Source organism: Curtobacterium herbarum (genome assembly GCF_016907335.1).
Taxonomy (GTDB): Bacteria; Actinomycetota; Actinomycetes; order Actinomycetales; family Microbacteriaceae; genus Curtobacterium; species Curtobacterium herbarum.
In genome coordinates, this window is the sequence record NZ_JAFBBT010000001.1 from 2,264,716 (window position 1) to 2,286,181 (window position 21,466).

Annotated in this window: 13 protein-coding genes and 3 rRNA genes; 7 read left to right on the forward strand and 9 right to left on the reverse strand. The window is 67.6% G+C overall.

Annotated elements, in window-relative coordinates:
- Positions 1 to 169: 169 nt before the first annotated feature.
- The 5 genes from JOD51_RS10795 to JOD51_RS10815 all read left to right on the forward strand — a co-directional run bounded on the left by JOD51_RS10795 (position 170) and on the right by JOD51_RS10815 (position 6,349).
- Positions 170 to 1,012 (forward strand): ABC transporter ATP-binding protein, encoded by an 843-nt coding sequence (locus tag JOD51_RS10795; RefSeq protein ID WP_204608265.1) that lies wholly within the window; start codon positions 170 to 172, stop codon positions 1,010 to 1,012.
- Positions 1,009 to 1,848, forward strand: coding sequence for an ABC transporter permease (locus JOD51_RS10800; protein ID WP_204608267.1), 840 nt, complete (start codon positions 1,009 to 1,011; stop codon positions 1,846 to 1,848). Before JOD51_RS10795 ends, JOD51_RS10800 begins: the two co-directional genes overlap by 4 nt.
- 74 nt (positions 1,849 to 1,922) lie before the next feature.
- Positions 1,923 to 3,173, forward strand: a complete 1,251-nt coding sequence (locus JOD51_RS10805; RefSeq protein WP_204608269.1) for a sensor histidine kinase — start codon at positions 1,923 to 1,925, stop codon at positions 3,171 to 3,173.
- Positions 3,170 to 3,796: a response regulator transcription factor gene (locus JOD51_RS10810; protein ID WP_204608271.1), complete on the forward strand. Its 627-nt coding sequence runs from the start codon at positions 3,170 to 3,172 to the stop codon at positions 3,794 to 3,796. Before JOD51_RS10805 ends, JOD51_RS10810 begins: the two co-directional genes overlap by 4 nt.
- 129 nt (positions 3,797 to 3,925) lie before the next feature.
- Positions 3,926 to 6,349: an AAA family ATPase gene (locus JOD51_RS10815; protein WP_204608273.1), complete on the forward strand. Its 2,424-nt coding sequence runs from the start codon at positions 3,926 to 3,928 to the stop codon at positions 6,347 to 6,349.
- 102 nt (positions 6,350 to 6,451) lie between these two features.
- Here the strand turns inward: JOD51_RS10815 and JOD51_RS10820 are convergent, their stop codons facing one another.
- From JOD51_RS10820 to JOD51_RS10850, 7 genes are all read right to left on the reverse strand, one after another.
- Entirely contained in the window at positions 6,452 to 7,384 is a 933-nt protein-coding gene (locus tag JOD51_RS10820; protein WP_204608275.1) for an NADP-dependent oxidoreductase, read from the reverse strand.
- Positions 7,385 to 7,511: 127 nt separating this feature from the next.
- Positions 7,512 to 7,628, reverse strand: a 5S ribosomal RNA gene (gene rrf, locus JOD51_RS10825).
- A gap of 127 nt (positions 7,629 to 7,755) precedes the next feature.
- Positions 7,756 to 10,885: ribosomal RNA gene (locus tag JOD51_RS10830) — 23S ribosomal RNA — on the reverse strand.
- Between the two features lie 479 nt (positions 10,886 to 11,364).
- Positions 11,365 to 12,894 (reverse strand): 16S ribosomal RNA (locus JOD51_RS10835).
- The 16S, 23S and 5S rRNA genes sit together here, the layout of an rRNA operon.
- A gap of 519 nt (positions 12,895 to 13,413) precedes the next feature.
- Complete coding sequence (gene rlmN / locus JOD51_RS10840; RefSeq protein WP_204608277.1) at positions 13,414 to 14,646, reverse strand: dual-specificity RNA methyltransferase RlmN; 1,233 nt, start codon at positions 14,644 to 14,646, stop codon at positions 13,414 to 13,416.
- A gap of 125 nt (positions 14,647 to 14,771) precedes the next feature.
- Positions 14,772 to 15,689, reverse strand: coding sequence for a C40 family peptidase (locus JOD51_RS10845; protein ID WP_204608279.1), 918 nt, complete (start codon positions 15,687 to 15,689; stop codon positions 14,772 to 14,774).
- Positions 15,690 to 15,854: 165 nt separating this feature from the next.
- Positions 15,855 to 16,610 carry a pyridoxamine 5'-phosphate oxidase family protein gene (locus JOD51_RS10850; RefSeq protein ID WP_204608281.1) on the reverse strand — a complete coding sequence of 252 codons (756 nt, stop codon included), beginning with the start codon at positions 16,608 to 16,610 and terminating at the stop codon, positions 15,855 to 15,857.
- Between the two features lie 57 nt (positions 16,611 to 16,667).
- Between JOD51_RS10850 and pdxR the strand changes: the two genes are divergently transcribed.
- Positions 16,668 to 18,212 (forward strand): MocR-like pyridoxine biosynthesis transcription factor PdxR, encoded by a 1,545-nt coding sequence (gene pdxR / locus JOD51_RS10855; RefSeq protein ID WP_204608282.1) that lies wholly within the window; start codon positions 16,668 to 16,670, stop codon positions 18,210 to 18,212.
- Between the two features lie 60 nt (positions 18,213 to 18,272).
- Here the strand turns inward: pdxR and rimK are convergent, their stop codons facing one another.
- Positions 18,273 to 19,463: a 30S ribosomal protein S6--L-glutamate ligase gene (gene rimK / locus JOD51_RS10860; RefSeq protein ID WP_204608284.1), complete on the reverse strand. Its 1,191-nt coding sequence runs from the start codon at positions 19,461 to 19,463 to the stop codon at positions 18,273 to 18,275.
- Positions 19,464 to 19,481: 18 nt separating this feature from the next.
- On the opposite strand from rimK, the gene JOD51_RS10865 reads away from it, so the two are divergent.
- Positions 19,482 to 19,982: an ATP-dependent zinc protease family protein gene (locus JOD51_RS10865; protein ID WP_204608286.1), complete on the forward strand. Its 501-nt coding sequence runs from the start codon at positions 19,482 to 19,484 to the stop codon at positions 19,980 to 19,982.
- Between the two features lie 103 nt (positions 19,983 to 20,085).
- Here the strand turns inward: JOD51_RS10865 and JOD51_RS10870 are convergent, their stop codons facing one another.
- Entirely contained in the window at positions 20,086 to 21,429 is a 1,344-nt protein-coding gene (locus JOD51_RS10870) for an ABC transporter substrate-binding protein (RefSeq protein WP_204608288.1), read from the reverse strand.
- Positions 21,430 to 21,466 lie beyond the last annotated feature (37 nt).

Consider the following 21,466-nt stretch of genomic DNA (forward strand, 5'->3'; position numbering starts at 1 on the left):
TCCCTTCGTCATCGGCCATCTCGGCCGCGAGGGAACGGTACCGACCAGAGAGCAGTATCGGAAGTTCCACATATTTCGTATTCGCAAAACGGCATCCTCCGATCGGAGGACCCCACGTCCACCCGCTCCCCCGATCCCCCAGTGGACGCCCTCCCGCCAGGCTGGAGGCATGCCCGACACCCCCGCCATCGAGGTCCAGCACCTCACCAAGCGCTACGCCACCGGCCACACCGCCGTGTCCGACCTCTCCCTCACGATCGCCCGCGGCGAGACCGTCGCCCTGCTCGGCCCGAACGGCGCCGGCAAGTCGACGACGGTGGAGGTCCTCGAGGGCTTCCGCTCCCGCACCTCCGGCGACGTCCGCGTCCTCGGCACCGACCCGGCACGCGCCACCCGGGCGCACAAGGCCCGGGTCGGCATCGTCCTGCAGACCAGCGCCGAGGCCCCGAACGTCACGGTCGCCGAGCAGCTCACCCACTTCGGCACCTTCTACCCCCGCTCCCGCAGCACCGAGGAACTCCTCACCGCCACCGGCCTGGAGGCGCAGCGCAACACGCGGATCAGCCGTCTGTCCGGTGGGCAGCGGCGTCGCGTCGACGTGGCCCTCGGTGTGATCGGGTACCCGGAGGTGCTGTTCCTCGACGAGCCGACGACGGGCTTCGACCCGGAGGCCCGGCGTCAGTTCTGGGACCTGGTCAACGGCATCAAGCGCGAGGGCACGACCATCCTGCTGACGACGCACTACCTGGACGAGGCGGCGCACCTGGCGGACCGGGCGGCGGTGATCGCGAACGGTGAGCTCCGCGCGCTGGCCCCGATCGACGAGCTCGGCGGCGCCGAGGCCCGGACACCCCGGGTCCGGTGGCGTGACGACGACGGGCTCCGGCACGAGGAACGCACGACCGATCCGCAGCACCTGGTCCGGAGCACGGTCACGCCGATGCACGACCTGGAGGTCATCCGCCCGTCCCTCGAGGACGTCTACCTCGAGATGGTGGGGGCCGACGCATGAGCACCAGCACCGCACGCACGAGCACTGCACCCATCGGCACGGCCCGCATCGCCACAGCCCGCGTCCGGTACGAGGTCCGGTCGTACTTCCGCGCCCCCGACTCCGTCTTCTTCACGTTCCTGTTCCCCGTCGTCATGCTGGCGCTGTTCTCGGTCGCCTTCGCGAGCGCCGATGCCATCCAGGCCGGCCCGGCGAGCGTCGACTACGCCACCTACTACCTGCCCGGCCTCGTCGCGACGGGCATCCTGCTCTCCGGCGTGCAGGCGCTCGGTGTCGACATCGCCGGCGAACGCAGCGACGGCACGCTCAAGCGCCTCGGCGGCACGCCCCTTCCCGTGATGTCGTACTTCGTCGGCAAGATCGGGATGGTCCTGGTGACCACGCTGGTGCAGACGGCGATCCTGCTGGCCGTGGCGAGCCTCCTGTTCGGGGTGACACTCCCGACGGACCTGAGCCGCTGGGGCACGTTCGCCGGCGTGTTCCTCCTGGGCATCGCGACGAGCAGCGTGCTCGGCATCGCGATCTCGGCCCTGCCCCGCGAGGGGCGCCGCGCGACCGCGACGATCGTCCCGATCGTGCTGGTCCTGCAGTTCGTCTCCGGCGTCTACCTGCCCTTCATGCAGCTGCCGACCTGGTTGCAGGACGTCGCGTCCGTCTTCCCCCTGCGCTGGATGGCGTCCGGCATGCGGTCCGTGTTCCTGCCCAGCACGTTCGAGACGGGTGAGCCGGGAGGCTCGTGGCACCTCGGTCTCGGAGCGCTCGTCCTGGCAGCGTGGCTGGTCCTCGGCCTGGTGGCGTGCCGAGTCACCTTCCGCTGGAACCGCGAGGACGGCTGACGCCGATGTCGCCTCGTGGAGTACGGCCTGTGGAGAACTCTCGGATCGGCGTGCGGAGGTGGGAGGCTGTGGGCATGCGAGCAGCAGAGGTCACGACCACCCCCACGTGGGTGCGCAACCGGTGGTTGCACGTGTTCTTCGCTGCCACGATGGCGCTGACGCTCGTGATCGCCGTGTTCGGCTGGTCGCCGTGGACCAGCCGCTGGCCGGCGTACCTGGTGATCGCCGTCCTGGTCGTCGCCTACGCGGCCTACGGACGTCTCGGGTACGACGAACCGCGGATGGCTGCAGCGTTCCTGCCGCTCGTGCTCGTCGCCGCCCTCGTCCTGCCCGCGGTCGCGCCGAGCACCGCGTTCGTGCAGTGCATCCTGTTCCCGCTGGTGTGGTGTCAGGTCGATCGCACCCGGACAGCGGTCCTGCTCACCGTCGCCGTCGGTGTGCTCAGCGCGGTGGGTCTGATGGTGTCGGGCGGTCCGGACGCCCTGGTGTCGACGCTCCTCATCGAGGGCATCAGCGTCATCGGATCCTGCGCGATGGGCGGTTGGATCTCCAGCGTCGCCGCGCTGTCGGAAGAACGACGGCAGCTCGTGGAGGACCTCCGCGCCGCGCAGCAGTCCCTCGCCGACGCCAACCGGGCCGCGGGCATCGCCAGCGAACGGGAGCGCCTGGCCCGCGAGATCCACGACACCGTGGCGCAGAACCTCGCCGGCATCGTGATGCTCACCGAGCGCGCCCGCAACGACCTTGCCGACGATCGCCCCGACGCCCTCGACGAACGGTTGACCGTGCTCGAGGAGTCCGCCCGCGCCGCGCTCGAAGAGTCCCGCGTGCTCGTCGCCGCGGGGTCGGCCGGCACCACGCGCGACAGCCTGGCCGGAGCACTCCACCGCCTCGGCGAGCGCCACACCCGCGAGACCGGGACCCCGGTAACGGTCACCGCTGCCGACGGCACCCTCGACCGTGACGCCCAGGTGGTCCTGCTCCGGGTCGCACAAGAGGCCCTGTCGAACGTCCGCGCCCACGCTGCCTCGGCCGAGGTGACGGTCACGCTGCTGCACGAGCCGGACCAGACGGTGCTGCGGATCGCCGACGACGGTGTCGGCTTCGACCCGGCGGTGCCGACCGGTGGGCACGGCCTGCGCGGACTGCGTGAGCGGCTCGCCCTCGCGGGAGGGACCTGCGTCATCGCCAGCACCCCCGGCAGCGGGACGACCGTCACGGCGACTCTGCCGACCGGCGCACCGAAGCCTGCCGGAGCCGCACCGAGCCTCCCGGCCGGACCGCACGCAGCCGCAACCGCAACCGCGCCGGTGGTGTCCCGATGATCCGCGTCGTGGTGGCCGACGACCACCCGATCGTCCGGTCCGGCATCGTCGCGCTGTTGCAGGCGGCAGACGACATCCAGGTCGTCGGGCAGGCCGCTGACGGCGCCGCGGCGGTGTCGATCGTGCTGGCGGAGCGGCCGGACGTCGTGCTGATGGACCTGCGGATGCCGGTGCTCGACGGCGACGCGGCGACGGCGGAGATCCTCGCCACCGCACCTGAGGTCCGCGTGCTGATCCTCACCACCTACGAGTCCGACGACCAGATCCTCGCCGCCATCGAGGCCGGAGCCACCGGATACCTGCTCAAGGCCGCCCCAGAGTCCGAGATCCTCGCCGGGGTCCGGGCGACCGCTCGGGGTGAGACGGCCCTCGCTCCCTCGGCGGCTGCGGCACTGGTCCGACGCGCGGTGGGGACGACACCGGCCGGGCCGTCGCTGACCCCGCGCGAACTCGAGGTCCTGCGCCTGGTCGCCCAGGGCAACAGCAACCCGGGGATCGGCCGCGTGCTGTTCCTCAGCGAGACGACCGTGAAGACGCACCTCGGCCACGTGTTCGAGAAGCTCGGCGTGAACGACCGCACCCGCGCCGTGACCCGCGCGATGGAGCTGGGTCTGCTCGCCTGACCCGACGGCGGGACGCAGCGGCGGAACTCTGCGCCTGGGAGCTGCACGGGCCACGACGGGCTGCCCGCTCGTCTCGCTCACCACCCGACCGCGTGACCGAACCGCCCCGACCCGCCTACGCTCGAAGAGATGCCCGCACCACGTACGACCCTCGACCCCACTGCCACGAGCGACGGCTTCATCCGCGTCCGCGGCGCCCGCGAGAACAACCTCCGCGACGTCGACGTCGACATCCCCCGCGACCGGATCGTCGCCTTCACGGGGATCTCCGGCTCGGGCAAGTCCTCGCTGGCGTTCGGCACGGTGTTCGCCGAGGCGCAGCGCCGCTTCCTGGAGTCCGTCGCCCCCTACGCCCGTCGTCTCATCGCGCAGGGGTCGACCCCGCACGTCGAGTCGATCACGGGCCTGCCCCCGGCTGTGGCCCTGCAGCAGCGCCGCGGTGCCCCGAGCTCCCGGTCGACGGTGGGGACGCTCACGACGCTGAGCAACTCGACCCGCATGCTGTACTCCCGCGCCGGAACGTACCCGGATGGTGCCGAGCAGCTGTACTCGGACTCGTTCTCGCCGAACACCGTCGCCGGGGCGTGCCCGCGCTGCCACGGGTTGGGTGTCGCGCACGAGGTGACCGAAGCCTCCGCCGTCCACGACCCGTCGTTGAGCATCCGCGACGGCGCGATCACGGCGTGGCCGGGCGCTTGGCAGGGCAAGAACCTGCGTGACGTGACGGCCGGCCTGGGCTACGACATCGAGCGGCCCTGGCGTGAGCTGCCGCAGGCGGACCGTGACTGGCTGCTGTTCACGGAGGAGCAGCCGGTCGTCCAGGTGCAGCCGAAGCGCGACCGGGTCGCGAAGCCGTACAAGGGGAAGTTCTGGAGCGCGCGCCAGTTCGTCCTGCACACCCTCGCCGACTCGCAGAGTGAGTCGCAGCGGAAGAAGGTCCTGCAGTTCGTCGAGTCGGGTCCGTGCACGCTGTGCGGTGGCTCGGGGCTGACGCGGGCGGCGCTCGCGGTGACGTTCGGCGGGATGACGATCGCCGATCTCAACGCCCTGCCGCTGTCCGACGTCGCCGCGGTCCTCCGCCCCACGGCCGAGCTGACCGACGCTGCCGCCGCCACCTCACGCACCACCTCGGGTGAGCGCACCGAGGTCGCCGTCGCCATCGCCCGTGACCTGCTCGGCCGTGTCGAGGTCCTCACCGGTCTCGGCCTCGGCTACCTGAGCCTCGACCGTGCGACGCCGACGCTCTCCCCCGGCGAGATGCAGCGTCTCCGGATCGCGACCCAGCTGCGGAGCGGCCTGTTCGGTGTCGTGTACGTCCTCGACGAGCCGAGCGCGGGCCTGCATCCCGCCGACGCCGAGCCGTTGATCCAGGTCCTGGAGGACCTCCGCGCCAGCGGCAACAGCGTCTTCGTCGTCGAGCACGACATGCGCATCGTCCGCCAGGCGGACTGGATCGTCGACGTCGGACCCGGCGCCGGCACGGCCGGCGGCACCGTCCTGTACAGCGGCCCGGTCGACGGCCTCGCCGACGTCGAGGCGTCGGTCACACGCCGCTTCCTGCAGCCGCGGGGCACCGACCGGGAGGCCCGCCCCACCCGGACGCCGATCGGCACCCTGGCACTGCGCGACGTCACCCGCCACAACCTCCGGGGGCTCGACGTCGACCTGCCGCTCGGCGTCTTCACCGCGGTCACCGGCGTCTCCGGCTCCGGCAAGTCCTCACTGGTCGGCGGAGTACTGCCCGCCCTGGCGGCCGACCACCCGACGGTCAGCCGCGTGGTGGAGGTCGACCAGAAGCCGATCGGTCGGACGCCCCGGTCGAACCTCGCCACGTACACCGGGCTCTTCGACGCGGTCCGGACGGCGTTCGCGGCGACCGACGACGCGAAGGCCCGCGGTTGGACGGCCGGACGGTTCTCGTTCAACGTCGCCGGCGGCCGGTGCGAGGTCTGCCAGGGCGAGGGGTCCGTCTCCGTGGAACTGCTGTTCCTGCCGGGGAGCTGGGCGCCCTGCCCGGAGTGCCACGGCTCCCGGTACAACGACGAGACGCTCGAGGTCCGTTGGAACGGCTCGACCATCGCCGACGTCCTCGGCATGACCGTCGACGAAGCCACCCCGTTCCTCGCCCCGATCCCGGCCGCCGCCCGCGCACTCGAGGCCCTCGGCCAGGTCGGTCTCGGCTACCTGCGACTCGGCCAGCCCGCACCGGAGCTGTCCGGCGGCGAGGCCCAGCGCATCAAGCTCGCCACCGAACTCCAGCGTGCCCGCTCCGGTCACACGCTCTACGTCCTCGACGAGCCGACCACCGGTCTGCACCCCGCCGACGTCGAGCGCCTCACCGAACAGCTGTCGCAACTCACCGACGCGGGCAACACGGTCGTCGTCGTGGAGCACTCGATGTCCGTGGTCGCCGCGGCCGACCACGTCATCGACATGGGCCCGTCCGGCGGTGACGCCGGCGGTCAGGTCGTCGCGGCGGGCACACCGGCAGAGGTCGCGGCGTCCCCGGACAGCCGCACGGCTCCCTACCTGCGCGCCGAACTCGGCCACTGACCGGCCCACACACCGGACGGGAGGCCCGGGACCAGCTGGTCCCGGGCCTCCCGTCCGTCAGGTGGTGACGTGCGTCAGGTGATGACGTCCGTCACCTGGCGGTCACCAGGTGAGCACGAAGCGCCCGCGGGTCCCGCCCGCTTCGAGACGCTCGTGCGCCTCGGTGGCCCGGGACGCCGGGAGCACCTCGGCCACACGCGGGACGATCGTTCCGCCCTCGACCGCGTGCCGCAGGTGCTCGAGCTTGTCGAACGACCGGTACTCGTGGAAGACGAAGACCTGCTCGAAACGGATGCCCTCGGCACCGTTGCCCTTCCAACCGCGCACGTCGAGGAAGACGCCGCCGTCGCGGAGGGCCGGCACGACGACGTCCCGCTGCACGGCACAGTCGGCGAGGGCATCGACGCCCTCGGGGACGATCGCCCGCACGGCATCGGCGAACCCGTCCCCACGGGGCACGACGTGGTCGGCGCCGAGCGAGTGCACGAGCGCCTCGTCCTTCTCCGAGGAGTCCGCGATGACGGTGATGCCGGCAGCCGTGGCGAGCTGCACGACGTAGTTGCCGAGCAGGCCTGCGGCGCCGGTGACGGCGAGGGTCTGCCCGCGCTCGAGTCCGGCGAGCTCGAGCAGCTGGATGGCGGTCAGCCCGTTCATGGGCACGGTGGACGCTTCTTCGATCGAGGTGCTGCGCGGGATGCGGGTGAACGACCCCACCGGCGCGACGAGGTGTTCGACGTAGGCACCGCCGTGCCCGGTCAGGGGCAGTGCCATCGCCATGACCTGGTCACCGACGGACCAGCCCTCGACGTCCGGGCCGACCTCGTCGATGACTCCGGCTGCGTCCATGCCCGGCACGTACGGGGCGCTCTGTGCACTCGAGTCGCGCTCCCCCGCACGGACACCGGTGTCGGTGGGGTTCACGGCGAACGCCTGCACCGCGATCCGGACCGAACCGCTGCCGGCGTGGACGTCCTCGATCTCGTGGACGGCGAGGGCCTCGGGCCCTCCGAACTGTGTGACTCCGACGACCTTCATGCATCCGGTCTACCGGGTCCCGGTCGCGCGGTACCCAGCAAATGCGCACCTGTCGTGGGAATGCGAAAAGCCCCTGACCGGTGGAGCGTGATGCTCCACCCGTCAGGGGCTTTCCGTATGAAAAGAAGTCCGGCGGCGTCCTACTCTCCCACAAGGTCCCCCTTGCAGTACCATCGGCGCTGAGAGGCTTAGCTTCCGGGTTCGGAATGTGACCGGGCGTTTCCCTCTCGCTATGACCACCGGAACACCATCGACCAGACCTGGTCTCAGACTGCTCCGCCGTAGCGAATATTCAGTTTGATTCCCGATCGTCTGTCGGGAACCACAAAGTGGACGCGAGCCCCGACCCACAAGGGGTCAGGAAAAAAGTGTGTGTCAAGTCTTCGGCTTATTAGTACCGGTCAGCTCCACGGGTCGTTAGTCCCCGCTTCCACATCCGGCCTATCAACCCAGTAGTCTGCTGGGAGCCTCTCACACTCAAGGTGCATGGAAATCTCATCTCGAAGACGGCTTCCCGCTTAGATGCTTTCAGCGGTTATCCGGTCCGAACGTAGCTAATCAGCGGTGCCCTTGGCAGAACAACTGACACACCAGAGGTTCGTCCATCCCGGTCCTCTCGTACTAGGGATAGATCTTCTCAAATTTCCAACGCGCGCAGCGGATAGGGACCGAACTGTCTCACGACGTTCTAAACCCAGCTCGCGTACCGCTTTAATGGGCGAACAGCCCAACCCTTGGGACCTACTCCAGCCCCAGGATGCGACGAGCCGACATCGAGGTGCCAAACCATGCCGTCGATATGGACTCTTGGGCAAGATCAGCCTGTTATCCCCGAGGTACCTTTTATCCGTTGAGCGACAGCGCTTCCACAAGCCACTGCCGGATCACTAGTCCCGACTTTCGTCCCTGCTCGACCTGTCAGTCTCACAGTCAAGCTCCCTTGTGCACTTACACTCGCCACCTGATTGCCAACCAGGTTGAGGGAACCTTTGGGCGCCTCCGTTACTCTTTGGGAGGCAACCGCCCCAGTTAAACTACCCATCAGGCACTGTCCATGAACCCGATCAGGGTCCTACGTTAGACATCCAAAGTGACCAGAGTGGTATTTCAACAATGACTCCACGAACACTAGCGTGCCCGCTTCACAGTCTCCCACCTATCCTACACAAGCCACTCCGAACACCAATACCAAACTGTAGTAAAGGTCACGGGGTCTTTCCGTCCTGCTGCGCGTAACGAGCATCTTTACTCGTAGTGCAATTTCGCCGAGTTCGCGGTTGAGACAGCTGGGAAGTCGTTACGCCATTCGTGCAGGTCGGAACTTACCCGACAAGGAATTTCGCTACCTTAGGATGGTTATAGTTACCACCGCCGTTTACTGGGGCTTAAATTCAGAGCTTCGCCGTGAGGCTGACCCTTCCTCTTAACCTTCCAGCACCGGGCAGGCGTCAGTCCGTATACATCGTCTTGCGACTTCGCACGGACCTGTGTTTTTAGTAAACAGTCGCTTCCCACTGGTCTCTGCGGCCTTCAACGCTCACGGAGCAAAGTCCGGTCACGTATCCGGCCCCCCTTCTCCCGAAGTTACGGGGGCATTTTGCCGAGTTCCTTAACCACGATTATCTCGATCTCCTTGGTATTCTCTACCTGACCACCTGAGTCGGTTTCGGGTACGGGCGGCTGCAACCTCGCGTCGATGCTTTTCTCGGCAGCATAGGATCACTGAATTCCCCTTACGGGTACGCGTCGGATCTCAGGCATACAGACGACGGATTTGCCTATCGTCAGCCCTACATCCTTACACCAGGTTCACCTTACGGATACCATCGCCTGGCTCAGCTACCTTCCTGCGTCACACCTGTTCATACGCTAACCGCACCAGCATGGGGTCGAGCGTTAGACCGGCCCGTCTCACCCCGAAGGGATCAACAAGTGCCGGGTTAGGACTCTTAGCACCACTGGATTAGCTTGGGCGGTTGTTCGCCGGTACGGGAATATCAACCCGTTGTCCATCGACTACGCCTGTCGGCCTCGCCTTAGGTCCCGACTTACCCAGGGCGGATTAACCTGGCCCTGGAACCCTTGGTCTTTCGGAGGACGGGTTTCTCACCCGTCTTTCGCTACTCATGCCTGCATTCTCACTCGTGTGGCGTCCACGGCTGGATCACTCCGCCGCTTCACTCGCCACACGACGCTCTCCTACCACTCCGCACGACTGAACCACGAAGGCTTGTCTAATGTGCGAAATCTACAACTTCGGTGGTGTGCTTGAGCCCCGTTACATTGTCGGCGCGGAATCACTTGACCAGTGAGCTATTACGCACTCTTTCAAGGGTGGCTGCTTCTAAGCCAACCTCCTGGTTGTCTGTGCAACTCCACATCCTTTCCCACTTAGCACACGCTTAGGGACCTTAGTTGGTAGTCTGGGTTGTTTCCCTCTCGACGATGAAGCTTATCCCCCACCGTCTCACTGCTGCGCTCTCACTCACCGGCATTCGGAGTTTGGCTGACGTCAGTAACCTGTTGAGGCCCATCGGCCATCCAGTAGCTCTACCTCCGGCGAGAAACACGCAACGCTGCACCTAAATGCATTTCGGAGAGAACCAGCTATCACGAAGTTTGATTGGCCTTTCACCCCTATCCACAGCTCATCCCCTCCATTTTCAACTGAAGTGGGTTCGGTCCTCCACGACGTCTTACCGTCGCTTCAACCTGGCCATGGATAGATCACTTCGCTTCGGGTCTAGGACATGCGACTGAATCGCCCTATTCAGACTCGCTTTCGCTACGGCTACCCCACACGGGTTAACCTCGCCACATATCGCTAACTCGCAGGCTCATTCTTCAAAAGGCACGCCGTCACCCCTACAAAGGAGGCTCCGACGGTTTGTAAGCAAACGGTTTCAGGTACTATTTCACTCCCCTCCCGGGGTACTTTTCACCTTTCCCTCACGGTACTTGTCCGCTATCGGTCATCTGGGAGTATTTAGGCTTATCAGGTGGTCCTGACAGATTCACACGGGATTTCTCGGGCCCCGTGCTACTTGGGATACACATCCGGCCATAACACCATTTCGTCTACGGGGCTGGCACCCACTACGGCCCGGCTTTCAAACCGGTTCGACTATGATGCGCTGTAACCGCCCCAGTCCGGCAGAACTGAGTGACGTGTCCCACAACCCCGACCATGCAACGCCCGCCGGCTATCACACATGATCGGTTTAGCCTCATCCGTTTTCGCTCGCCACTACTCACGGAATCACATGTTGTTTTCTCTTCCTGTGGGTACTGAGATGTTTCACTTCCCCACGTTCCCTCTACCCGCCCTATATATTCAGGCGGGAGTCACCAGGTCACAAAAGCGCCTAGCGGGGTTTCCCCATTCGGAAATCCTCGGCTCACAGCTCGATTATCAGCTCCCCGAGGCTTATCGCAGATTTCTACGTCCTTCTTCGGCTCCAGATGCCAAGGCATCCACCGTTTGCTCTTAGAAACTTGACCACAAAGATTAAAATTGCGATCCAACGCCACGAACCACGCCAACCCGAAAGCTGACGATCATCGATGACGCGAATCTAAAGATGCTCGCGTCCACTGTGTAGTTCTCAACATACGATCGGCACCACACTCCCCCACACCCAACGGTGCGGCTTCATGTGGCCCAACGAAGGACCCATACGGCCCAACCCCCACCACAGGTGGGCATCCAACACGGACACCACCCACAGCAGGAAGCCTGGTCCCTCAGGACCCAACAACGTGCACCAGCCAACCCGCTCCCCACCGACCCGTTCCAACCCCCCAACACCGGCACAAGACCGACGACGAGGAACGTACTGAGACCGGAAGACGCGCTCCCGACTGCACTGTCAATGTTCCACCCATGAGCTACCCGTCGGACACGTTCGGTCCGAATCGGGCGCCTGGACCAGCCACTGACCCACCATCACGGTGAACAGCACTGACCAGATGCTCCTTAGAAAGGAGGTGATCCAGCCGCACCTTCCGGTACGGCTACCTTGTTACGACTTAGTCCTAATCACCGATCCCACCTTCGACGGCTCCTCCCACAAGGGTTAGGCCACCGGCTTCGGGTGTTACCGACTTTCATGACTTGACGGGCGGTGTGTACAAGGCCCGGGAACGTATTCACCGCAGCGTTGCTGATCTGCGATTACTAGCGACTCCGACTTCATGAGGTCGAGTTGCAGACCTCAATCCGAACTGAGACCGGCTTTTTGGGATTCGCTCCACCTTACGGTATCGCAGCCCTTTGTACCGGCCATTGTAGCATGCGTGAAGCCCAAGACATAAGGGGCATGATGATTTGACGTCATCCCCACCTTCCTCCGAGTTGACCCCGGCAGTCTCCTATGAGTCCCCGGCATAACCCGCTGGCAACATAGAACGAGGGTTGCGCTCGTTGCGGGACTTAACCCAACATCTCACGACACGAGCTGACGACAACCATGCACCACCTGTACACCGACCACAAGGGGGCGACCATCTCTGGCCGTTTCCGGTGTATGTCAAGCCTTGGTAAGGTTCTTCGCGTTGCATCGAATTAATCCGCATGCTCCGCCGCTTGTGCGGGCCCCCGTCAATTCCTTTGAGTTTTAGCCTTGCGGCCGTACTCCCCAGGCGGGGCGCTTAATGCGTTAGCTACGACACAGAAACCGTGGAAAGGTCCCTACATCTAGCGCCCAACGTTTACGGCATGGACTACCAGGGTATCTAATCCTGTTCGCTCCCCATGCTTTCGCTCCTCAGCGTCAGTTACGGCCCAGAGATCTGCCTTCGCCATCGGTGTTCCTCCTGATATCTGCGCATTCCACCGCTACACCAGGAATTCCAATCTCCCCTACCGCACTCTAGTCTGCCCGTACCCACTGCAAGCCCGAGGTTGAGCCTCGGGATTTCACAGCAGACGCGACAAACCGCCTACGAGCTCTTTACGCCCAATAATTCCGGACAACGCTTGCACCCTACGTATTACCGCGGCTGCTGGCACGTAGTTAGCCGGTGCTTTTTCTGCAGGTACCGTCAAGAACCGAAGCTCCCTTCTTCCCTACTAAAAGAGGTTTACAACCCGAAGGCCGTCATCCCTCACGCGGCGTTGCTGCATCAGGCTTTCGCCCATTGTGCAATATTCCCCACTGCTGCCTCCCGTAGGAGTCTGGGCCGTGTCTCAGTCCCAGTGTGGCCGGTCACCCTCTCAGGCCGGCTACCCGTCGTCGCCTTGGTGAGCCATTACCTCACCAACAAGCTGATAGGCCGCGAGTCCATCCCCAACCAAAAAATCTTTCCACCACCAGGCCATGCGACCAGTGATCATATCCAGTATTAGACGTCGTTTCCAACGCTTATCCCAGAGTCAGGGGCAGGTTACTCACGTGTTACTCACCCGTTCGCCACTAATCACAGGAGCAAGCTCCTGATCATCGTTCGACTTGCATGTGTTAAGCACGCCGCCAGCGTTCGTCCTGAGCCAGGATCAAACTCTCCGTAAAAAATTACAACCAACACCGAAGTGTCAGCGAGTTGATCTTGACTGTTGACTGTCTACTGACAATCTTCAATCCAAAAGGAATTGCTTCATGACCCAGTCAACCAAAGCCGACCGGGCACGAGGTCAATAAAATTGGCATTGACAATGTGCACGCTGTTGAGTTCTCAAGGACCAGACGCACTCCCCACTCGACACCATCACGATGTCTCGCCAGAGAGGCTGGTTCGTTGCCCGGGGAAGATCGGAGCCAGACTGCATCTTCCAGGTCAGTGACCCGGTCAGTGTCTCGGCCGTTCCGTTCTCCGCCTCAGCGGCAACGAGTGATTACTTTACGCACGGGTGAACGGCAGCGCCAAGCCAGCCCGACGCCCGGGCGTGTCGCACCCGGGCGCCCCGCAGCGGAGCGGCGCCGACCGGCCACGGGAACGACGGGAGGCGCAGTGCTCACTGGCACTGCGCCTCCTGGCAGACCGGACTCGACGGGACCGGCGTGGTCGAACGGGCGACCGGTGGCCGACCGTCAGTCGGCTGCGGCCAACTGCCCGCAGGCCCCGTCGATCTCCTTGCCGCGGGTGTCGCGGAGGGTCGTCGGGATGCCGGCGGCGTTGAGTCGTCGGACGAACTCGTCCTGCACGTGCACCTCGGACGAGGTCCACACCGAGCCGGGCGTCGGGTTGAGCGGGATCGGGTTGACGTGCACCCAGCCCTTGCCGCGCTTGTTGAGCTTCTCGGCCAACAGGTCGGCGCGCCAGGCGTGGTCGTTCATGTCCTTGATGAGCGCGTACTCGATCGACACCCGCCGACCGGTCTTGACGTAGTAGTTGTGGGCGGCGTCGATCGCTTCGTCGGCCTTCCACTTCGAGTTCACCGGGATGAGCTCGTCGCGCAGTTCGTCGTCCGGCGCGTGCAGCGACAGCGCGAAGGTGACCGGGATCCCCTCGTCGGCGAGCTTGAGCATCGCCGGCACCAGGCCGACCGTCGAGATGGTGATGCCGCGGGCACTCATCCCGAGCCCGTTCGGCTGCGGCGCGACCATCAGGCGGACGGCGTCCATCACCCGCTTGTAGTTGGCGAGCGGCTCCCCCATGCCCATGAAGACGATGTTCGTCACGCGTTCGGCGTCGACGCGGTCCTGCCCGCCCTTGCGCGGGTCGCCCCCGAGTTCCCCGGCGGCGATGGCGGCGTTGGCGCGGACGATCTGCTCGATGATCTCGGCCGTCGACATGTTCCGGGTCAGCCCCGCCTGTCCGGTGGCGCAGAACGGGCAGTTCATGCCGCAGCCGGCCTGGGACGAGACGCAGAGCGTGATGCGCCCCGGGTACCGCATGAGCACCGACTCGACCAGGGCGCCGTCGTGCAGCTTCCAGAGGAACTTGATCGTGTCGCCCTTGTCGGTCTCGAGACGACGGGTCTCGGTCAGCAGGGGCGGCAGCATCCCGGCGACGAGTTCGTCGCGCTGCGCCGCCGGCAGGTCGGTCATCTTCGCCGGGTCGGAGGTGTAGTGCGTGAAGTAGTGGGTCGCGAGTTGCTTGGCGCGGAACCCGGGCAGCCCGAGTTCCTTCACCCGGGCTTCGCGCTCGTCGACCGTCAGGTCCGCCAGGTGCACCGGCGGCTTGCCCCGCTTCGGGGACGCGAACTGCAGCAGCGGCCGTCCGTCGGTCCCGGTCGCCTGCTGCCATCCTTCGGTGCGCGGGCGCACCTGCGGGCGGGCAGAGCGCTGCTCCTCGAACGGTGTGCGGGTGTCGGTGGCCATCACTCCAGCTTACGGGAGGCCCGCAACCCGTCGAGCGCACCGGTCCGGCCCGTCAGGGGGTCACCGCCCCGGGTCTCGGCGTCCCGGGTCTCGGCGTGCCGGTCCGGGCACGCCGGGGACTCGACTCAGGAGCCGGCGGGCAGGAGGCGTGCGAAGTGGTGCGCGGCCGGGTACATCGGGACGATGTCGACGACCTCGCCCGGGTGCGGCGCCTGGAGGACGAGTCCCTGGCCGAGGTACAGGCCGACGTGGTCCTCGTTGTCGTAGACGACCATGTCGCCGGGCAGCGCCTCGGACTCGGGCACGGTCGTGGCGACGGCGTCCTGCGTCGGGACGTAGTGGGCGAGCTGGATGCCGACGGCCTGGTACGCGACCATGGTCAGTCCGGAGCAGTCGATGCCGGTGTGGCTCGCGCCGCCCTCGACGTACGGGTCGCCGAGGTACTGCAGCGCCGTCTGGAGCACGGTCGCGCGGTCGCCACCGGCCGAGAGCGCTGCGGACAGCGCCGACTTCGCCTGGTTCTCGGTCACGCCGAAGCGGAGCACGAGGGTCGGGTACGACACGATCGAGGTGGTCGTCACGCCGTCGGAGGAGACGATCGGCACCTGCACGTCGTGGGCGACCGTGTAGGTCTGCAGGTCCTGCGACGTCGTGGTGGTGGTCGCCGGTGCGGGTACGGCGGTGGCGGCGTCGGCCGGGATCGACAGCGACAGGGTCGAGGTGATCGCGAGGGCCGGGGCGATCAGCAGCGCGGCACGCTTGGCGTTCGCGGCACGGCGGATGTGGCGCGGGTCGGCGGCACGCTCGGCACGGATCGCGGCGTTCCGCGAGACGAACGCGCTCGTCGTGGGGCGCACGGGCCGGGCGGGCGCGAGGGCGACCACGCGGGCCGGGCGCTGGTGCTCGACGAAGGTGGAGCGGGCGACGACCGGGCCGGAGGCGGAGCGGCGGCCACGGGCGCGCGGCGTCGGAGCGGCTGCGGGGGGCGGGACGGGTGCGTCTCGACGGTCCTCATCGAGTGCAGGCAGAGCGTGGCGTCCCATGGTTCCTTCCGGGTTCGAGCCGTCCTTCCGGGAGCGGCGACTCGGGAAGATAACGTATTGGTCACGAACCTGATCTCGCCTGGAGAACGGGCCCTGGTTCCTGCAGTCCGTCACAGACTCGCCGCGCAGGCCCGACTCGGCGCCCAGGCGGGTTGCGGAGTGGGGTCACATCAGCGCGGCGAGCCGGGCCTCCAGTCCCTCGGCGACCGCGTCGAGCCGGGCCGCGAGGGCGCGCACCGACGGGTCGACCGGCGTCCCGGCCGCGGCGGCGAGCGCTCCGGCCACTGGTTCGCCGGCCCGGAGCGCGACGGGCAGGACACCGGCCCAGACGGCGTGGTCCTCGCCGTCGTCGGGTGACTCCCCCACGCCGGCCGCGCGGACCTTGACGCTGGCAGCGTCGAGCGGGAGGTGCAGGACCTGGGTCTGGCGGACCTCCTTCGCGGTCATCGCGCGCAGTTCCGCCCGACGACCCGGCATGAGGTGGTCGGCGACCTGCCGGAGCGCCTCGGCCCGCAGCTCCGCCGGCACCACGCTGGCCCGGCCGACGACCATCGCGCTGCGGTAGTTCGCGGAGCTGTCGAAGGTCGAGCGGGCGAAGACGATGCCGTCGAGGTGGGTGATCGTCGCCGAGACGGGCACGCCCTCGTCGCCGGCGTCGAGGAAGAGGCCGCCGCCGGTCGACCCGTGCAGCAGCAGGACGGGTCCGGCGCCGAGGTCGCCGACGCCGTAGAGGAAGGGCAGGACGATCGGGAAGCCGTCGCGGACCAGGCCGACGTGGGCGACGAAGCCCTCGGCGAGGACCTGGCGGAGGGCCTCGGGGTCGGTCTGCTGGCGGTCGCGGAGGCGGCGGACGGCCAGGGAGGGCAGGGCAGGCAGGGCGTCGTCGGTGGGCAGGGCGGGCAGGGCGTCGTCGATGGGCACAGTGCGACGCTAGGGTCGGCACTGGACCAGCACGTAGACCAGATCGGGGCAGATCGAGTGGACCAGTCGAGCAAGGTGGCCGCGGTCGTCGCACGGGTCCGCGGGCTGGTGCACGACGGGACGCTCGGGGCGGACGACCCGCTGCCGTCGACCCGTGCGCTGGCGGCCGAGCTCGGCGTGGCCCGCGGGACCGTGGTGGCGGCGTACGACCAGCTCGACGGCGAGGGCTACATCCGGACGCGGCACGGAGCGGCGGCGCGGGTGGTCGGGGGCGCGGCCGCTGGCGGGTCTGCCGGTGTCGGTGACGGTGTCGGTGTCCCTGCCGGGGTCGGGGCCGGCCCGGTGGCGGGCGCGGGTGCAGCGGCGGGGGCGGGGCGTGCCTCCCGTCCGGTCGCGGAGCCGGCACCGGGGCCGCTCCTCGACTGCCGACCCGGGATCCCCGCCGTCACCGCGATCAGCCCCCGCGACTGGCGGGCGGCGTGGCGGGCCGCCGCCGAGGCCCCGCTCCGCAACGGGCTGTCCGACCCGCTGGGCCTGCCGGCACTGCGCGAGCAGGTCGTCGTGCAGCTCGGGCTGGCGCGCGGGTTCAGCCCGGCGGTGTCCGACGTCGTGGTCGCGGCGGGGACCTCGGAGGCGCTCTCCCTGCTCGTCGAGGCGCTCCGGGCCCGGCTCGGTCGGGCGCCACGCATCGCGGTCGAGGACCCCGGCTACCGCTCCGGCCAACGGGCGCTGACGAGTGCGGGTGCGGAACTCGTCCCCGTGCCGGTCGCCTCGGACGGCATCGACCTGGCGGTCCTCGCGCAGGTCTCGGCCGACGCGGTCGTCGTCTCGCCGACGCACCAGTACCCGCTCGGGTCCGTGATGCCGGTCGGGCACCGGCGGGCGCTCCTCGCGCAGGCCGCCACGGCCGGCATGGTCGTCGTCGAGGACGACTACGACTCGGAGTTCCGGCACCGCGGCGCACCCGTGCCGGCCCTCGCGGCGCTGGACACCGACGGGGTGGTCGTGCACCTCGGCGGGTTCTCGAAGACCCTGGACCCGCGGCTGCGGTGCGCGTACCTGGTGCTGCCCCGCTCGGCCGAGCCGCTCCGGACCGCCGTCGTCACCGCGCGGGCCGCACGGGGGCCGGTGGTCGCGGAACCGGTGCAGGTCGCGGTCGCACACCTGCTGCGGACCGGGGCGTTCCGGCGGCACCTGGGCAGGGTCCGGCGGGACTACACGCACCGGCGGGAGCGGATCGCGCTCCGGCTGGCGGACAGCGGGATCGCCGGCCTGGAGGCCCGGGCACTGACCGGCGGCCTGCACACGGTCCTGACGTGGGCGGGTCCGGCAACGGGCGTGGGCGCCGGTGCGGGTGCGGGTGCAGCAGCGGGTGCGATGGTGGTGGCTCGGGCGGCGGCGGCCGGGGTGCTCGTGGCGGACCTCGCCGACTACGAGGCCGAGCGGGGACGCTCCGGACCCGGTGTGGTCCTCGGGTACGGGGCCGTGACGCTGCCGGAGCTCGACCGGGCGCTCGACGTGGTGCTCCAGGCGATCCGCGGAGCGGTCGTCTCGGATCCTGTGGTCTCGGGACCTGTGGTCTCGGGACGGGCGGTGCGCTGACGGGGTGGGCCGCGCCTCCTGGCCGTCTCCTGGTCGTCTGCCGGCCGGGCGGGGACGCGGTCAGCTGTCGGGCAGGGAGTCCTTCGACAGCTTCCGCAGCTTCGTCCGGCGTCGACGGCGGTCCGGGATCATCGACCGCATCTCCTCGAGCTTGCCGAAGCAGAGCAGGCGGTCGCCGGGCTCGAGCACGACGCCGCTGCGGGGGTTCGGGATGACCGCACTGCCGCGGTGCAGGGTCAGGACGGTGATGTCCCGGTCCCAGAGCCCGGAGTCCTTGATCGTCTTGCCGACCAGGTCCGCGTTCGTGTGCACGAGCAGCTCGGCGACACCGTAGCCGGTCGAGACGCTGAGGCGCTGCCGGACGTCGATCTCGGGGAACGCCACCTGGTTCGCGATGAAGTCGATGACCGCGCCGGCGACGTCGAGACCGGTGGCGCGTTCGATGCCCTCGAGGCCCGGGGAGGAGTTGACCTCCATCACGAGCGGACCGTCGTTGCCCTCGAGCATGTCCACACCGGCGACCCGGAGGCCCATGATCTGCGCCGAGCGGACCGCCGCCTCCTCGTACTCCGGCGTCAGCGTGACCTGCTCCACGGTGCCGCCGCGGTGCACGTTCGACCGGAACTCGTCACCCGAGGCCGAGCGGCGCATCGCCGCGACCACCCGGTCCCCCACCACCAGGGCGCGGATGTCCTTGCCGCGGCTCTCCGCGATGAAGCGCTGGATGAGCACGTTCTGCTTGGTGGAGTGCAGGGTCTCGACGATCGACTCGGCGACCTTCGCCTCGGGAGCCAGGATCACGCCGATGCCCTGCGTGCCCTCGAGGAGCTTGATGACCACGGGTGCGCCGCCGACGCGCTCGATCGCGCCCCGGACGTCCGCGCGACTGCTGACGAACGTCGTCGCGGGCATGCCGATGTCGTGCCGCGACAGGATCTGGTTCGCGCGCAACTTGTCGCGGGAGTTCGTGATGCCGTTCGCGGTGTTCGGCGTGTAGACGTCCATCTGCTCGAACTGCCGGACCACCGCGGTGCCGTAGTAGGTGATCGAGTTGCCGATCCGCGGCAGGACGGCGTCGTAGTCGGAGAGCAGCTTGCCGCGGTACTGCAGGTCCGGCTGCTCACCGGTCAGGTCGATCGCGAAGCGGAGGGTGTTGAGCACCTTGACGGTGTGACCGCGCTCGGCCGCAGCGGTACGGAGACGCTGCGTCGAGTACGCGTGCGGAGCGCGCGACAGGATGGCGAGTTTCATCACTGCCAAGATAGGGGCATGGCCGAGCCCGCGAAGCGCCCCGACGCTGGGAAGTCGGCGTCCCGAGTGCCGATCGTCGCAGGCTGGCGAGAGTGGGCAGCGCTGCCGGACATCGGCATCCCCTGGATCAAGGTCAAGCTCGACACCGGCGCCCGCAGCTCCGCGCTGCACGCCTTCGACGTGCAGGAGCTGCCCGGCGAGCGCGTCCGGTTCTCGGTGCACCCGTGGCAGGACTCCGACGTCGACCCGCAGACCGTGGAGTGCGACGTCCACGACCGCCGGGTGATCCGCAGCTCGAGCGGGCACACGCAGGAGCGGATCGTCGTGCTGATGTCGATCGAGCTCGCCGGCCGCACGGTGATGGCCGAGGTGACGCTGAGCAACCGCGACCAGATGGGCTTCCGGATGCTCGTCGGACGCGAGGCGCTGCGGCAGGGCTTCGTCGTCGACCCGGCGCGGTCGTTCATGGCCGGTCGGGCGCCGAAGGCCGTGCGGCGGCGGAACCGCGGCCGGAGCTGACGCACGACGGACCACACGAGGACGGGCCCCGGAGCACCTGCGTGTGCAGATCCTCCGGGGCCCGTCCCTGTTCGTGCTGTGTGCCTTACTCGCGCCGTGTGTCTTACTTCTTGACCGGGATCGACTGTGCCTCGAGCGCGGCGATCGTCTTCGTCTGACCGGACTGCAGTGCGTCGAGCAGGGTCCCGTTGCCGGAGGCCGCGCTGCCGAAGCCGTCCGAGACGTCCGCGTAGGTCTGCGTCATCGTCGGGCCCCAGGTGAAGGGCTGGATGTCCTTCGCGGCATCGGCGAACTGCTCGTAGATCTTCTGGTTGCCGTAGAACGCCAGGCCCTTGGTGAGCGCGGGCAGCTCAGCGCCGGTGCTCGATGCCGGGTAGAGGTTCGCGACCTCGTTGAGCTGCGAGAGCGCCTCGGTCGAGGTGTTCAGCCAGGTGAGGAACTGCGCGGCCTCGGCGGGGTGCTTGCTGCCGGAGAAGACGACGTTCGAGGACCCACCCCAGGCAGCCGATGCCTTGTCGCCCGACTTCCACTGCGGCATCGGGGCGACCGCCCACTTGCCGGAGGTCGAGGGTGCACCGGACGAGATGGTGTTCGCCCCCCAGACGGCGGAGACCCAGGTCCAGTCCTGGCCGCTGTCGTAGGCGCTGTTCCACTGGTCGGTGAAGCTCGGCAGCGTGTTGACGAGCTTCTTGTCGATGAGGTCCTGCCAGTAGTCGGCGACCTTCTTCGAAGCGCTGTCGGTCAGGTTGACGTTCCAGTCCTGGCCGCTGTTCTTGAACCACTGGCCACCGGCCTGCGAGACGAGACCGGCGAACTGGTTGACGTCGCCCTTGGCGAAGTTGGTGATGTTGCCGCCCATCGCCTTGATCTTGACGGCGTCCTCGGCGTACTCGGCCCAGGTCTTCGGGGCGTCGAGACCGGCCTTGTCGAACAGGTCCTTGCGGTAGTACAGCGCCATCGGGCCGGAGTCCTGCGGGATCGCGTAGACCGAGTTGGTCTCGCCGAAGGTGACCTGGTTCCAGAGGCCGTCGGAGAAGTCCTTCTTCACGTCGCTGACGCCCTTGCAGGCCGCGATGTTCTCGAGGCCGCCCTGCACCCGGAACGCCGGCAGCGAGTCGTACTCGACCTGGCCGATGTCCGGCGCCTGCTTGGCCTTCAGCTGGTTGAAGAAGTTCTGGTACGTGCCGCTGTTGCCGTTGGCGACGATGGAGACCTTCACCTGGATGTCCGGGTGGGACTTGTTCCAGACCGCGACGACCTTGTCCATGTTCGGGACCCAGGTGGTGAAGTCGAGCGTGACCTTGCCGCCGGACGGCTTGCAGCTCGAGGCGGCGGAGTCGGACGAGCCGCCGCCGGAGCCGCTGCCACCGCCGGAGCTGCAGCCCGCGAGGGCCACGGTCGCGGCGAGCGCGACGGCGGCTGCACTGAGGAACTTCGTTGTCTTCATGCTGTTTCCGTTCGGGTGGAGATGAGGTGCGGGAGGG